We start from the raw sequence: 16,071 nt of genomic DNA, 5'->3' as shown, positions 1-16,071 counted from the left end.
TTAAATATTCAGTCAACCCAATTTAAAGGGAGGAATTGTATATTTTTATTGCAAATGATAAGTACTATCATTAATATCCAGTTTCTTATTTAAGCAACAATACTAATTTATTCTTCGGTTCGGGAATTTGGTCATGCATAGTTTTAGTCTTCGTCCACTTACGTTGGCAATTCTTGGGGTCACAGCAACCTCTGCTTTTGCAGAGACAAATAGTACCTCAAACGTTCCAACTACCACCTTATCTACCATTGTGGTCTCTGCATCAGGTTTTGAACAACAATTAAAAGATGCCCCTGCCTCAATTAGCGTGATCACTAAAGAAGATATTGAACGTAAGAATGCTACCAATATTGCGGACCTCTTGGTTGATATCCCTGGGGTCGATGTGCGTAATGGCGTAGGTAAAACTGCAGGATTAAATGTCAGCATCCGCGGTATGAATGCTGATGATACGCTCATTTTGATTGATGGCCGTCGTCAAACAACATCAACTGATGTTACCCCAAATGGTTTTGGTGAAGCAGCGACAGGCTTTATGCCACCCCTTTCAGCCATTGAGCGTATTGAAGTGATTCGTGGGCCAATGTCGACACTATACGGTTCAGATGCGATGGGTGGTGTCATTAATATCATCACTAAAAAAGTATCAGATGAGTGGAATGCTAACGTTACTGTCAGTGGCAACGTTATGGAACATGGCGCTGAGGCAGATTCATGGAAAACCAGCTTCTTGGTGAATGGTCCATTAGTCAACGATGTGCTTGGCCTGCAGCTTCGCGGTAGTTATTATGACCGTGGTCAGTCTGACCGTGTCGAAGGCTCAACTGGCCGTGATCCACGTCCAACGACTGCTCACAATTATGATGTTGGCGGTAAACTAACCTATAAAGTAGATGATCAAAACGCCTTATGGCTTGACTCATTCTATAGTCACCAAAACTATAAAAATGAAGACAATCGTTTAGGTAATCTAGACACTGAAACAACTGCAAATGGCTATAAAGATAAATTAATTTTTGATCGTACTCAGGTTGCAATTGGGCATGATGGTGACTATAGCTTTGGTCAGTGGAATACCTATATTAGCCACTCAGAAACCGAAACCAAAGGCCGGACTATACCTTCAGCTGCATTACCTGCCGGAAATGCTCAAATTGGTGCAGATCGGGTGTTAAAAAATACCGATTTAATTGCAGACAGCCATATTATTTCAACTTTGGGTGCGCATAAGGTAACCGTGGGTACGGAATACAAAGAGCAAACTAATAAAGATAATATCGCCCTGTATTCGACTGGTGTAGACGAATTCGATAAAAAATCCTGGTCAGTTTATGCTGAGGATGAATGGCGCCTATTGGATAGTTTAAGTTTAACCTATGGTGGTCGTTTTGAAGATCACTCAGGTTTTGGCGGTCATTTTAGCCCGCGTGCATATCTTGTCTGGAATACCAATGACATGCTGACCATCAAAGGTGGTGTCAGCACAGGCTATAAAGCACCTTCTGCGAAAGCCCTTTATGACGGCGTTGTTGGCCTCAGTGGACAGGGACAAAATCTGACATTTGGTAACCCTGACTTAAAGCCTGAAACATCGACCAACTATGAATTAGGTTTTAATCTACAGCCGACAGATAATATCAATTTCACGGCAACCAGTTTTTACAACCAGATTAAAGATGCGATTGTTTCAGAGAATCTTCCTGTATCAGCTGAATGCTTAACTGCAAGCTCATGTTCAACCAGCGTGAATGCGAATAAAGCCAAAGTTTATGGTGCAGAAGCAACTTTGCAATACAGCATTTTGCCTGAATGGGATATGAAAGCTGCCTATACCTATACCAGAAGTAAAATTACTGATGGAGAAAATGAAGGTACTTATTATAATAACCAACCACGTAATACCTTTAACCTCACTTCGACATGGCATCTGGTGCCTGCTGTAGACTTATGGTTACAGTACGAATATAAATCTGATCGTCAACGCTTCCTGACTACGCCAACAGCACCTGCTTCAGGTTTAGGCTCAAGCGACTATGAAGAATATAAATTATTTGGTGACAAGTTAGCGGGCTATAGCGTATTCAACCTCGGTGCAAGTTATACCGTCAGTGATCAATTACGTCTGAATATGGCCGTGAACAACTTACTGGACAAAGATTTTACCGAAGGGGCAAAATCATATGAATATTTAGACAACCGTGGTCGTCAACAAACTGCCACTGGTTATAAATACTTAGACATTGGTTCTAGTACAACGGGTACTTACATTCCAGGCCGTAACTACTGGCTATCTGTTTCATACGACTTCTAATATTTAAGTGAAAGTTATTAAAACCCTGTCCTGGCAGGGTTTTTTGCTTACTCAGCGATTAATGCTTTCCAAATAACTGCTAAATAATGGACTCATTTCATCATCATTATTCTCAATAAAAAATTATAGATTATATAATTTTATCAATATTTATTAAAAACATAATCTTATATGAAACTGTTATATCATTACATTTGAAATCTCATTTAACATTTTCCTGAAGATCATCAATTCCCATGATAAAAAGATAAAAATAAAAACAAGAATCATTATTATTCGCATACATTTTTAATATTCCGTTCTTAGGTTTAACATGACCTTCATTAAAACACGTAAAAAAATCGTTTCCTCTGCAATTGTTTCGTCTTTATCCATTGTCACTGCAAATGCGATGGCAGAAGAACAGGTGATCCAGTTAGAAACTATTCATCAAGAAGTCAAAGCCGAACCAGCACCCAGTTTAAAAGTAGATCAATCTGCGAACAGCAAATTTGTTGCTCCTTTACTCGACACACCAAAGTCAGTTTCAGTGATTTCAAAACAGCTGATCGCAGATACGCAAGTCACTACTTTAAGTGATGCTTTGCGTACTGTACCGGGTATTACCTTGGGCGCAGGTGAAGGTGGTAATCCAAATGGCGATCGTCCGTTTATTCGTGGTTATAACTCTGAAAGTTCCATGTATGTAGACGGCGTGCGGAACGCTACTTCACAAAACCGTGAAATGTTTGCTGTTGAGCAGGTTGAAGTGACCAAAGGGTCTGCGTCTGCCATGGGCGGGGCAGGAACGACCGGCGGTAGTATCAACATGATTTCTAAAGTTGCGAAGAAAGGCGACCTTTTAGAAGGCTCAGTCGCTGGCGGCACTGACAACTATCAACGTATTACCTTAGATGCCAATAAAGATTTCGGAAATGGGATCGCAGCACGTGTGGCAGTGATGGGCCACCATAATGAAAAAGCTGGCCAGAAAAATGGTGCCGAATATAAACGTGCCGGTATTGCACCAAGTATTACATTTGGTCTGGATACCCCTACACGTGCGACTTTAAGCTATTACTACTTAAAAACTGATGACACGCCTGATTCGGGTGTTCCATATTGGAATTCTGCAGACAATACTGCTACTGGTAAACCTGTCGATGTAAAACAAGGCATTTATTATGGTTTATTAAGTCGTGATTTCCAGAAACAGGAAAATCAAATCGGTACCATCAAACTGGAACACGATTTAACCGACAACCTGACCCTGAGCAATACAGCGGTATATAGCACCGCCAAGAACGACTACTTATGGACTCAGCCAGATGACTCTAAAGGTAACGTACTAAATGATAAAGTCTGGCGTCGTATTAACTCACGTATTACCGATACCAGCATCTTTACAGACCAGCTTGCTTTAACAGGTAAATTCAATACCGGTTCACTTCAACATAGCTTTAATGTCGGTGCAGAATACTCGGACCAAGAATCTGACAAAGGTAACTACTTAACAAGTTATCCAGGCTATCCAGGTACCACCACAGGTGGTTTCAACAGCGACTGTACTAGCAACGATGCATGGTGTACATCATTAACTAATCCAAACTCACGTGATCAATGGTTGGGCTCTTCCGCAGCCAACAAAAATCTCACTACAACCACGACCGAGACTACATCTGTCTATCTCTTAGATAATATTGAAATTAATTCTCAATGGTTATTGGACTTGGGCGCACGTTGGGATAAATTTGATACCAAGCAAACCACAAATGCTAGTGGCGATTCTATTGAAAATAATACCGACTTCTTTAGCTATCAAGCTGGTTTAATATTTAAACCTGTTGAAAATGGTTCTATCTACGCGAGTTATGCAACTTCTGCTAATCCAGTAGGTATTGATGGCGGCGATGGTTCAGAAGCGATTGGCCAAGCCTATAAGGATCTGGATCCTGAAGAGAGCCGTACCTTTGAAATCGGTACAAAGTGGGACTTGTTAGATGAAAAACTGAATTTAACTGCTGCCGTTTTCCGTACTGAAAAACAAAATACGCGGATTCAACTGGATGCTGGCACATATACCAATGGCGGCGAAACCCAAGTGGACGGAATTGAGCTAGGGTTAAATGGCCAAATTACCGATAAATGGGCTGTATCTGCTGGTTATGCTTATCTGGACAGTGAAAATGTGAACCCAGGTCCATCTTGTAACCGTCAAGGCGTATGTACACCTGACAACCCCGCCAAAGGTAAACAAATGCAGAGTGTGCCTAAAAATTCTGCGACCCTTTGGACTACGTATGCTGTAACTCCTACTTTAACTTTAGGTACGGGCGCTGTGGCAATGGATAAAGTGTATGGTGATCCAGCCAATACGAAGTGGGTTCCAGGTTATGCCCGTTATGATGCCATGGCTCGTTATAACGTAAACAAGAATGTGGACCTGCAATTGAACGTGAACAACCTGTCCGACAAACGTTACTTCACCAAAGCGTATGCATCTCACTATGCGACTGAAGCTGAAGGTCGTAGTGCAGTCTTGGCAGTCAACTTTAAATACTGATCACTCTTGAGCAATAAATCTGCATAGCCTCTAAATTGAGGCTATGCTATTTCCAAACTAAAATATTCGGGAAGTCTTCGTGCTGCATCATATTCCAAACGTACTGAGCAAAGAGCAAGTGCAATATTTCCGTGAGGAGATGAATAAAATCGAATGGGTCAATGGCAAGGTCACTGCTGGCACCCTCTCTGCAACGGTGAAACAGAATCAGCAATTGCCTGAAGACCATCCGCTGACCCATCATTTAAGCAATATCATTCTTGAATCCCTAGGACAGCATGCTTTATTTTTATCGGCAGCAATTCCACTGGATATTATTCCACCTTTGTTTAACCGCTATGAAAACAATGAAGCTTTTGGCTTTCATGTCGACAATTCGATTCGCCGCATACGCGGGACAAATGAGCGGCTCAGAACAGATTTATCCTGTACGGTTTTCTTGAGTGAGCCGGAAGAATATGAGGGCGGTGAACTGGTGGTCGAAGACACCTATGGCTATCACGAAGTGAAACTGCCTGCCGGAGATATGATTCTCTATCCATCTACCAGCTTGCATGAAGTCACCCCAATCACGTCAGGCTGTCGAATTGCCTCTTTTTTCTGGGTGCAAAGCATGATTCGAGATGATGCAGAGCGTCATATGCTGTTTAATCTGGATCAAAGCATTCAAAGTTTAAGATTGCAACTAGGCGATCAGCACGCCGAAGTCATGAAACTGACCAATCTGTATCACAACTTAATGCGAAAATGGGCTGAGCTTTAACAGACCTTATAGCTTGAATGACCTTCTGAAATGTCTGCATCTGTTTTCTATCAAAACATATTGCGAGATTGCGTTATTGAGCGCAAAAAATAATGCATATTGCTAAAATCAAGAAAATATAAAACGCCATAGCAGAAATATATGAAAAAAAAATTCGTCAATCAAACTTTATAAGAAAATCTTTATTGAGATACGACTAAAATCCATAAAAAAAGCAAAAACTTTTCGGTTTAACTGGATTAAACTTAAAGTTATAAGTTATAAGTTAATCATGCAGGTTTTGTGATTAAAACTAAATCCTAAATATTTCAGAAGATTTTTAGTTTTAACCCTGGTTCCAATCTGCATGCAGACGATTATAGACAAAATCTATTCCGTAACCTTTGCCAGTGCTTCAATCCAGTACAGGCTTCAGGTTACACAAGGAGCTCTCTCATGATGTTGGCTGATCCAAGTAAAAAATACCGTCGCATGTATCAACGTGTGGACTTACCAGACCGTCAATGGCCGAACAATGAAATTAACAAAGCGCCAATCTGGATGAGTACCGACCTGCGTGATGGTAACCAGGCGATCTTCGAGCCAATGAACATGGAGCAGAAATTCAAGATGTTCCAGATGTTGGTGAAAATCGGTTTCAAGCATATTGAAATCGGCTTCCCTTCAGCATCACAAATTGATTTCGATTTCACCCGTAAATTGATTGAAGAAGGTCATATTCCGGATGATGTCTACATCGAAGTTTTGGTACAGGCACGTGATCATTTGATTCAACGTACGTTTGAGTCTTTACAAGGCGCGAAACGTGCGATTGTGCATATCTATAACTCCAACTCACCGACTTTCCGCGAAAAAGTATTGAACGTAGATATTGCCGGTGCAAAACAGTTGGCCATCAATGCTGCACAGAAAGTGAAAGAATATGCAGCAAAACAGCCTGAAACTGAATTTGTATTCCAGTACAGCCCGGAATGTTTCACTGCGACTGAATTAGAAGTGGCAAAAGATGTCTGTGATGCTGTAACTGAAATCTGGGAAGCGAGTCCTACCAATAAGGTGATCTTGAACTTGCCAGCAACGGTTGAAGTCTCAGGTCCACATATCTATGCCGATCAAATCGAATGGATGCACCGTAACATTCAGCGCCGTGACGGCGTGATTATTTCAGTTCACTGCCATAATGACCGCGGTTGCGGCATCGCGGCATCTGAATTGGCGATTATGGCCGGTGCCGATCGTGTTGAAGGCTGTGTATTTGGTAATGGTGAGCGTACCGGTAATGTTGACGTTGCTGCAATCGCATTGAACATGTATACCCAGGGCGTTGCGCCAAACCTGGATTTCTCCAACATTAACGAAATTATCGCGACGGTTGAAGAATGTACCGGTTTGCCAGTGCACCCACGTCATCCATATGCGGGCGATTTAGTCTTTACTGCATTCTCGGGTTCGCACCAGGATGCAATCAAAAAAGGTTTCGAGTTCCAGAAAGACCAAGAAATGTGGGATATGCCATATTTACCAATCGATCCAAAAGACTTGGGTCGTGACTATGATGCAGTCATTCGTGTTAACTCACAGTCAGGTAAAGGCGGTATTGCCTACTTGTTAGAAGCGAATTACAACGTAACCTTACCACGTCGTTTACAAATCGAATTCTCGCAAATTGTACAGAAACGTACCGATGAACAAGGGACTGAAATTTCTGCGACCGAGATCTGGAAATTGTTTAAAGAGACCTATGTGGATGTAAAAAATACACATTACTCGACCCAAAACTATAAATTATCCGATGATAACGGCAATCAGGTCATCGAGCTTGATCTTGAAATTGATGGTCAGTCACGCCGTGTTCGCGGTGAAGGCAATGGTCCAATTTCAGCGATTTTGGATGCACTTCAATTGCCGATTGATGTCGTGAACTATGAAGAGCGTAGCATCAGTTCGGGTGCGCATGCCAAAGCTTTGGCCTTGATTGAACTTCAGGTCAAAGGTATGGGTAAATCTGCCTTTGGTGCAGGGGTACATGACAACATCGTGACCTCTTCGATCGAAGCGATTATTGCATGTACCAACCGTCTGATTGATCAAGGTGTATTAAGCACGGATCAGGTGATTGCAGCTGCGGTCTAACAGGCTCTATTAGAATTAGCGATAATTCATAGCACTAAAATGACTTTAGAAGGATATCCGCTAGTGGTATCCTTTTATTATTCATACTAAAGATTTAAGGCGAATCCTCCCCGTGTCTTTTCCAGCTGACTCAGTGGGCCTTGTTGTCCCACAAAAGTTCCAATTTGAAGAGCCATTAGAGCTTGAATGTGGTCGCATCCTCCCCCGTTTTGACATCATGGTCGAAACTTACGGTACTTTAAATGCCAATAAGTCAAATGCCATCCTGATTTGTCATGCCCTTTCCGGTCATCACCATGCTGCAGGTTATCACCATGAAGATGATAAAAAAGCCGGCTGGTGGGACTCATGTATCGGTCCCGGAAAAGCCATTGATACTTCAAAATTCTTTGTCGTTTCCCTGAATAATATTGGGGGTTGTAGTGGCTCTACTGGTCCTACATCGCCAAATCCTGAAAATGATCACCGTCCTTATGGCCCGGATTTTCCACTCGTCACGGTCCGTGACTGGGTCAAAACCCAAGCTCTGCTGTCAGACCGATTAGGGATTGATACCTGGGATGCCATCATTGGTGGTTCACTGGGTGGCATGCAGGCACTGCAATGGTCAGTGGATTATCCGAACCGTTTAAGAAAATGCGTGATTATTGCCAGCGCACCAAAATTGTCTGCACAGAATATTGCCTTTAACGAAGTGGCGCGTCAGTCAATTTTGTCTGATCCGGACTTCCATAACGGGCGTTATCTGGAAAATGACAGCTATCCAAAACGCGGTCTGATTCTGGCGCGCATGGTCGGTCATATTACCTACCTGTCAGAAGAAGCCATGAAGCAGAAGTTTGGCCGTGATTTAAAATCTGGCAAATTTATGTATGGCTTTGACGTTGAATTTCAGGTCGAAAGCTATTTGCGTTATCAGGGCGAACAGTTCAGCCGTAACTTTGATGCCAATACTTATCTGATTATGACCAAGGCACTAGATTACTTTGATCCGTCACGTGAATATGAACAGTCACTGAAAAAAGCCATGGCCAATACCCGGTGCAAATTCCTGGTGGTGTCATTTACGACTGACTGGCGTTTTACCCCTGCCCGCTCGCAAGAAATCGTGGATGCTTTAATTAGCAGTCACAAACCTGTCAGCTATCTGGATATTGATGCCGAACAGGGCCATGATTCCTTCCTGTTCCCTATTCCACTGTATGTAAAATCTTTGCGTGCATTCCTGGGGGGTGAAGCACTCCTGAAAGCAACACCGAAGGAGACCGTATAATGCGTATCGATCAACAGCTCGCTGAAAAGTGGATCAAGCCCGGTTCTAGCGTACTTGACCTCGGTTGTGGTGATGGTGAATTGCTGGCACAAATGAGCAAAAAGCACGATATTCGTGCATACGGATTAGAAATTGATCAGGAAAAGATTGCAATTGCGGTCAGTCGCGGGTTAAATATCATCCAGCAAGACTTAAACCTCGGCTTAAGCCGCTTTGCTGACCAGTCTTTTGACAATGTGGTCATGGCACAAGCTTTGCAGGCTGTAGATGCACCTGACGTCTTATTGCGTGATATGGTGCGTGTGGGGAAACAGGCGATTATTACCTTTCCGAACTTTGCGCATTGGAAGACCCGTTCTTTCCTGGCAATCAAAGGGAGAATGCCGGTTTCTGAAGCCTTGCCATATATGTGGTATAACACCCCGAATATCCACTTATGTACATTTCGTGACTTTGAAGCACTTTGTGCGGAAAATAACATTAAAATTATTAATCGACTCGCTGTGAACGGGAATCAAGAAGATAGTTTGCTCAGCAAGCATCTCCCTAATCTATTTGGTGAAGTCGCAATTTATCGAGTGAGCGCGCTATGAAAAAATTATTATTAAGTACGACGCTACTGGCTGGACTTTTTGGCATGCAAGCCCATGCAGATTATGTTGCACCTAGTCCTTCTGTTGCCAGTCAAGCGGCTCAGTATTCCATCATGGATATCAATCGTCTGACCAAAGCAGCGACGGCTGGTCAGGCCGGGGCACAGTTTTATCTGGCCACCAAATACCAGTATGGTAAAGATATCCAGAAAGATGAACGACAGGCATTTGCCTGGTATAAAGCTGCTGCGGATCAAGGTTTAGCGGTTGCACAGCTGAATGTCGGCCGTATGTTGGCAGATGGGCTGGGCACCAGAAAAGATGAAGCTCTGGCTCGTCAGTATTTTGAAAAAGCAGCCAGCCGTGGCGATAACCGTGCCAGCTTTAACCTGGCTATGATGGAAGAGAAAAAGAAAAACTATATGGGCGCTTACCAGTGGTATGAACTGTCTACCCGTGACGGCATGCTCGACAATAAAGTGATTACACTGTCTGAAGGCAGAAAAACTGCCTTGGCAGCCAACCTGACCCAAGAACAGATCCGTCAGGCGCGTGACCGTGCTGACAGATGGATTCAGGCACAATAAGCTGAATTGTATAAATAGCACCTTCGGGTGCTTTTTTATTGCCGCAAGCTCTTCATCCATTGCTAAAATAGCGCCCATTCTTCATCTAATAATGAGTTTTGACATGGCTTCAACTGACTGGTTATCCCAAGGCACACTGGTACTGGCAAGTAATAACAAAGGTAAAATTGCCGAGTTTGAAAAACTGTTTGCCGAGCTACAACTGCCGGTTGAAGTCGTGGCTCAGGGTAAGCTGAATATCGAAGATGCGATCGAAGACGGTTTAAGCTTTGTAGAAAATGCCATTATTAAGGCCCGCCATGCTTCTAAAATTTCCGGAAAACCGGCTATTGCGGATGATTCAGGAATTTGTGTGCCGGTTCTTGGCGGAGCTCCAGGCATTTACTCGGCACGCTATGCCGGGGAACATGGTAATGATGCAGCCAATAATGAAAAGCTGCTCGCTGACCTTAAACTACTGCGTCAAAACGGCGAAGTCATTGAAGGCATGTTTGTTTGTGTACTGGCATTGGTACAACATGCTGAAGATCCATTGCCACAAATTTTCCAGGGCATCTGGCACGGAGAAATTCTGGAAGCTGCACGTGGTGAAAATGGTTTTGGTTATGATCCACTGTTCTGGTTGCCGGAACTGGGGATTTCCAGTGCAGAAATGAGCAAGGCCGAGAAAAATAAAATCAGCCATCGTGGTCAGGCAATGCAGCTGTTTAAGGCGAGTCTAGAGAAATCAATCTAAATTCTCAAAGGAGTTAGAGGGAGTTGAATATAAAGAATATACCTCTCCCTAATCCTCTCCTTAAAGGAGAGGGAAAATCATCCTTACCTAAAACCTTTACACCTTCCCTCTAACCATCTCCCTTTGGGAGAGAGAGTTTTTCTTATATTTTCCCTTATGCTTTTATAATCCCGGCATGAATAAATGCAACACCACTCCATATAGGGCAATCAAGATCGCACTCGCCAAAGTTCCCGAAGCAATATATTTGGCGGAATGCCCGGTTCCCTGATAATGGGTTTCCAGAGCCACAATATTGGCTGCAGGCGGCAATAAAAAGAACATCAGCATCACCGCATAGGTCAGTGCCTGTTGCGGAATAGGCAAATAAAAATAAGCTGCGCCACACAGTAAAATGGCAAATAACCCACGACAGAAAATGAGTTGCAGACTGTGCTGTAAATCGAAACGGCTGATTCGCACATTGCTTAGCCACATTCCCAATACACACATGCCGCTAAAAGTCACCAGCACTTTATTGGCTTGATACAGCATTTCTATCCAAGGTACTTGCTGCCAGTGACTCAAATCCCAAAATGACAACAAAGCCGCCATCGACAAAGCCACCACTGGCGGTGAGAGCAGCACATTTTTTAAAATATAGCCGCTATCTTGTCTGGCTTCATTGACTGCCATTACGGCACAGACATTGCCAAACAAAGAACCACCAATATACAGCGCCACCACGGTACTGGTCGCTTGCGGTCCAAAAACTGCCAGCGCAAAAGGAATCCCCAGCCACGCCCCATTTAAATAGCTCAGGCATAAGGCACGTAGTTTATTTTTCAGGGTGAAATAAAATAAGGCAAAAAACAGACAGGAACAGAAAAAGCTAAAGGCAATTAGCCACAAACTGCCCTCTTGATAAAAGACCATATTGTAAATAATCAGTACCGGAATCAGCACACGGGCCAACAAAGCTGCCAGCAGAGGCCGAACCGGTTTTAAATATTGCACGCCCCAATAACCGATCAAAAAAGACAGGAGGGGAAGAATCAAGGCCATGATACTGCTACTGAAGTTTCCTTATCAGGCCGTATGCTAGCACAGCATACTTTTCATCTAGTGATAGATTTTTCCCTATGAATCATTCGGCGTGCTGCGATTGTGTCGGCAAACTGTCATCAAAGCGTCACCGCATTGTCATACAAGCCTGCTGATATAGCTGCATGAAATATAGAGGATAAAATAATGGCAGGATTATCAATTTGGCATGTGCTGATTTTTGCAATTGTGGTGATTTTATTGTTTGGCACATCAAAACTTAAAAATCTGGGTAAAGATGTCGGGGGCGCGATTAAGGACTTTAAAAAATCAGTCAAAGATGAAGATGCTGAACAGGCCAAGCTAGCAGAGCCACGCACCATCGATGCCCAGGTCAAAACTCCTGAAAATTCGGTCAAAAGTTAAGAGTTCGCTATGCTCAATATCGGAATGACCGAGCTGCTGATTTTCGGGATTATTGCTCTTTTAGTACTGGGGCCAGATAAGCTTCCTGAGGCAGTACGTTTTGGCGGAACATGGTACGGCAAGATCAAGCGTATGGTGAGCAATGTTCAAAATGATCTTGATCGTGAATTACGGCTGTCTGAGCTACGTGAACAGATGCAGGCTGAAATGCAAAGGATCCAGGAACTAGAAGCCAGGATGCAGGCACAAATGACTGATTTGCAGCAGCCGATGGTAAGCGATGAATTAAAAGTAAAATCACAGACAGCGCAAGCTTTGGTCAGTTATGAGCCGGTGAGACAACCCGTATCCTGCGTGTATCTACCTCAGCCTGCAGCAACTCAAACAGTAATTTCCGAACAACGCTATACAAAAATGAAGGTGGCCGTATGACATCCTTGCCGACCACACCAGCCTCCAATGATGATGCAACGCAGAACCTTGAACAGATGCCGATTACCCAGCATTTGGTGGTATTAAGAAAGCATCTGTTTAAAGTGGTTGCTGTCCTGATTGGCCTGTTTTTCTTCTTACTGCCCTTTGCCAATCAAACCTACCAATTATTGTCTGAACCGTTACGTGCACAACTGCCTGCAAGCTCGACCATGATTGCGACAGATGTCACAGCCACCTTCATGGCACCGTTTAAGCTGAACTTCTTTGTGGCGCTGATGATCGCGATGCCGTTCATTCTGTATCAGCTCTGGACTTTTATTAAGCCGGCGCTGTATGCCAAAGAAAAGAGTCTGGCTCTGCCGCTTTTGATCGGCAGTATTGGGCTGTTTTACACCGGGATCAGCTTTGCCTACTTTGTGGCCCTGCCCTCGATTCTGCACTTTTTTATCAGTGTTTCGCCTGAAACTGTGGCCCCGATGACAGATATTAACAGCTACCTCAGCTTCTGTCTAAAACTGTTTCTGGTCTTTGGTTTTACTTTTGAAATCCCCATTATCACCCTGATTTTAATCCTGATTGGTGCGGTTTCAACCCAGACGCTGGTAGAGAAACGGCGATTCATTATTGTGGGCTGCTTCTTTGTGGCCATGTTCGTCACGCCTCCGGATGCCCTGTCGATGATCATGCTGGCCGTGCCGATGTGGCTGCTGTTTGAACTGGGTTTACTGGCAGGCAAACTGCTCGAAAAACGCCGTTTAAAAACTCAATAAGAGCAATGAGCCAAAACAAAAAAAACATGCTTTAACTCAGGCAGCTCGGCTGTCTTTTTTTTATTTATACCAACCTACATACAGCTGATTTATTTAATATTAATGCAACATCTCTTTAAGATTACTGTCACATCCTGGACTTAAGGTATTGAAAACTTCTACACCACCAAGCACTTATTTTTAATTGGGACTTTAAAATGAAAAACGAAGACATGATACCTTGCCAGGATCTGGTTGAAGACAGCAATAATTCTAACAATACACACTTCCAAACGATTTTGAACCAATACATGAACCGCCGTAGCTTCATTGCAAAAACAGGCAGTGGTGCCATGGCATTGGCTTTTGCCGCATCTGTAAGTGGCTGTTCAGATGACAATGATGATGCTCCTGCGCCAGAAACACCGCCACCGGCGAATGAAAAGCCAGTGGACCAGCATGCATGGAGCGATTTGGCGCAGCGCCCCGGCAAATTCACGTTTGAAGCAGTCAAGAAAAATACCCAGAACTTTTTTACGGTGCCGGAAGGCTATCAGTTAAATGTGCTCTATGCTGTCGGCGACCCGATCAATACCCAGGTGACAGAAAAATCAGATTCAGAACTTCCATCGGGTGCTTCTTATCAATTCCGTGCCGGGGACAACCATGATGGCATGTCTTTCTTTGGCATGGATCCGCAGAAGAAGAATTACTCTGCAAAACAGTCACAACAAGGTCTATTGGTCCTGAACCATGAGTACCTGCAACAATCGCAGTTACATACCCCGGGCGGTACGGTTACTATGGAAGGTAAACGTCCTGAAGACCAGATTTTGCGTGAAGTGAATGCCCATGGCGTATCGGTCATTGAAGTCCAGAAAGATCCGAATACCCAGGCCGTCAAAATCAACCTGAACTCGCCATTTAACCGTCGCATTACTGCCGCCACTGAAATGGAATTACGTGGCCCGGCACGAGGTTCAGATCTGGTCAAAACCCGTTTCTCGCCAACCGGCACCCTGACACGCGGCACCTTTGCCAACTGTGGCAATGGTTATACCCCATGGGGAACCTACCTGACCGCTGAAGAAAACTGGAGTGGCTATTTCTCCCGTGACGAAGGCGATGTACGTACAGATGCCGAACAAGTGGCTTTGTCACGTTATGGTCGTGGCGGACCTGCAAATAGCCAATATCGCTGGGATAAAACCGATGCAGAACTGAGCGGTGATCGTGACCTGTATGACCGCTGGAATATTACTGCACAAGCAGATAGCACTGCTTTAAGTGATTATCGTAATGCCATGAATACCTGTGGCTTTATTGTTGAAATTGATCCGTTTAGTGCCAGTGCCCGTCCGGTAAAACGTACTGCCTTGGGTCGTTTCGCACATGAAGATTGCCGTTGCAGCAATCCTGTACCTGGCCAGCCGCTCGCATTCTATATGGGCGATGATGCGACCGGTGAATATATCTACAAATTTGTTTCAGATGCAGTTTGGGATGCCAAAGATATCAACGGCGGTTATGCCATCGGCGATAAATATATGGACAAAGGCACGCTCTATGTTGCCCAGTTTAAAGAAGATGGTACCGGTCAATGGCTGGAACTCAGCCATGGTAAAAACGGCCTGGATGCATCGAATCCGGTGTATCCATTTAAAGACCAGGCAGATATTGCAGTAAATGCGCGTCTGGCAGCTGACTATGTCAAAGCCACTAAAATGGATCGCCCGGAATGGGTCGCAGTAAACCCGGAAAATGGCGAAGTCTATGTCACACTCACCAATAATGGTAACCGTGGACGCGACTACCCAACCGATGCAGCCAACCCGCGTAGCTATATCGATTTCAAAGGCTCAAATGCCAGCAATTCAGGCAATATGAATGGGCATATTATTCGTTTTAGTGAAAATGAGAATAATGTCAAAGCTACCACCTTTGCCTGGGATGTTTTCCTGTTCGGTGCAGAAGCACGGGCCGCGTCTAATATTAACCTTTCGGGTCTGGATGACCTGAATGACTTTTCCAGCCCGGACGGCATGTGGTTCGATCCGCGCGGTATCTTGTGGATTCAAACTGATGACGGTCAGTATACCGATGAAACCAACTGCATGATGCTGGCAGCGCTTCCAGGAAGTGTCGGCGATGGAACACAGGCAATTGCTGCCAGTACCAAGCCAGAAGGACAGCAAACTTTTGTCGGTGCCAAGCTGAATAATGACCGGGTTCGTCGCTTCCTGACCGGCCCATCAGGCTGTGAAATTACCGGCGTTACCATCACCCCAGATTATAAAGCGATCTTTGTCAATGTGCAGCATCCAGGGGGTGCATGGCCTGCGAACCAAAGCGAGCGTTATAGTCGCTTGGGCAAAGCACCTCGCTCTGCGACTGTGGTCATTACCCGTAAAGATGGTGGTGCGATTGCCGGAGAAGCCTTGGAACAAGTGTCAGCATAAAATCAGTTGAGAAAAAATGCCGGCAGATGTCGGCATTTTTT

At 44.2% G+C, this 16,071-nt stretch carries 13 protein-coding genes; 12 read left to right on the top strand and 1 reads right to left on the bottom strand.

Going from position 1 to position 16,071, the window contains the following annotated elements; translation table 11 throughout:
- Positions 1 to 133 precede the first annotated feature (133 nt).
- The 8 genes from KUG37_RS09915 (at position 134) to rdgB (ending at position 10,938) form a co-directional block, all read left to right on the top strand.
- On the top strand, positions 134 to 2,311 hold the full coding sequence (locus KUG37_RS09915; RefSeq protein ID WP_216935230.1) for a TonB-dependent receptor: 2,178 nt from the start codon (positions 134 to 136) through the stop codon (positions 2,309 to 2,311).
- Positions 2,312 to 2,624: 313 nt separating this feature from the next.
- On the top strand, positions 2,625 to 4,853 hold the full coding sequence (locus KUG37_RS09910) for a TonB-dependent siderophore receptor (protein WP_216935232.1): 2,229 nt from the start codon (positions 2,625 to 2,627) through the stop codon (positions 4,851 to 4,853).
- 79 nt (positions 4,854 to 4,932) lie between these two features.
- The gene (locus KUG37_RS09905) at positions 4,933 to 5,616 is read left to right on the top strand and encodes a Fe2+-dependent dioxygenase (protein WP_216935234.1); all 684 of its coding nucleotides are present in this window, start codon (positions 4,933 to 4,935) and stop codon (positions 5,614 to 5,616) included.
- Between the two features lie 435 nt (positions 5,617 to 6,051).
- On the top strand, positions 6,052 to 7,749 hold the full coding sequence (leuA, locus tag KUG37_RS09900) for a 2-isopropylmalate synthase (protein WP_216935236.1): 1,698 nt from the start codon (positions 6,052 to 6,054) through the stop codon (positions 7,747 to 7,749).
- A 112-nt stretch (positions 7,750 to 7,861) separates the two neighbouring features.
- Complete coding sequence (locus KUG37_RS09895; RefSeq protein ID WP_216940403.1) at positions 7,862 to 9,022, top strand: homoserine O-acetyltransferase; 1,161 nt, start codon at positions 7,862 to 7,864, stop codon at positions 9,020 to 9,022.
- Positions 9,022 to 9,615 carry a methionine biosynthesis protein MetW gene (gene metW / locus KUG37_RS09890; protein ID WP_004278415.1) on the top strand — a complete coding sequence of 198 codons (594 nt, stop codon included), beginning with the start codon at positions 9,022 to 9,024 and terminating at the stop codon, positions 9,613 to 9,615. The genes KUG37_RS09895 and metW overlap by 1 nt, the downstream gene beginning before the upstream one ends.
- Positions 9,612 to 10,202 (top strand): tetratricopeptide repeat protein, encoded by a 591-nt coding sequence (locus KUG37_RS09885; RefSeq protein ID WP_216935242.1) that lies wholly within the window; start codon positions 9,612 to 9,614, stop codon positions 10,200 to 10,202. Before metW ends, KUG37_RS09885 begins: the two co-directional genes overlap by 4 nt.
- A 103-nt stretch (positions 10,203 to 10,305) precedes the next feature.
- Positions 10,306 to 10,938 (top strand): RdgB/HAM1 family non-canonical purine NTP pyrophosphatase, encoded by a 633-nt coding sequence (rdgB, locus tag KUG37_RS09880; RefSeq protein ID WP_216935244.1) that lies wholly within the window; start codon positions 10,306 to 10,308, stop codon positions 10,936 to 10,938.
- Positions 10,939 to 11,100: 162 nt separating this feature from the next.
- Here rdgB and KUG37_RS09875 read toward each other — a convergent pair whose 3' ends face one another.
- A complete protein-coding gene (locus tag KUG37_RS09875) occupies positions 11,101 to 11,982 on the bottom strand; it encodes a permease (protein WP_216935246.1) in 882 nt (293 codons plus the stop codon).
- A 186-nt stretch (positions 11,983 to 12,168) separates the two neighbouring features.
- Here KUG37_RS09875 and tatA point away from each other — a divergent pair, with 186 nt between their 5' ends.
- The 4 genes from tatA (at position 12,169) to KUG37_RS09855 (ending at position 16,030) form a co-directional block, all read left to right on the top strand.
- Entirely contained in the window at positions 12,169 to 12,387 is a 219-nt protein-coding gene (gene tatA / locus KUG37_RS09870; RefSeq protein WP_216935249.1) for a Sec-independent protein translocase subunit TatA, read from the top strand.
- A gap of 9 nt (positions 12,388 to 12,396) precedes the next feature.
- Positions 12,397 to 12,819 (top strand): Sec-independent protein translocase protein TatB, encoded by a 423-nt coding sequence (gene tatB, locus KUG37_RS09865; protein WP_216935250.1) that lies wholly within the window; start codon positions 12,397 to 12,399, stop codon positions 12,817 to 12,819.
- Positions 12,816 to 13,592: a twin-arginine translocase subunit TatC gene (gene tatC / locus KUG37_RS09860; protein WP_216935253.1), complete on the top strand. Its 777-nt coding sequence runs from the start codon at positions 12,816 to 12,818 to the stop codon at positions 13,590 to 13,592. The genes tatB and tatC overlap by 4 nt, the downstream gene beginning before the upstream one ends.
- A 197-nt stretch (positions 13,593 to 13,789) precedes the next feature.
- Positions 13,790 to 16,030: a PhoX family phosphatase gene (locus KUG37_RS09855; protein ID WP_216935255.1), complete on the top strand. Its 2,241-nt coding sequence runs from the start codon at positions 13,790 to 13,792 to the stop codon at positions 16,028 to 16,030.
- The last annotated feature ends 41 nt before the right edge of the window (positions 16,031 to 16,071 follow it).

Source organism: Acinetobacter sp. BY419 (assembly GCF_019038395.1).
Lineage (GTDB): Bacteria > Pseudomonadota > Gammaproteobacteria > Pseudomonadales > Moraxellaceae > Acinetobacter.
Note: the sequence above shows the minus strand (reverse complement) of the source record. Positions and strands in the feature narration are given on the sequence as shown.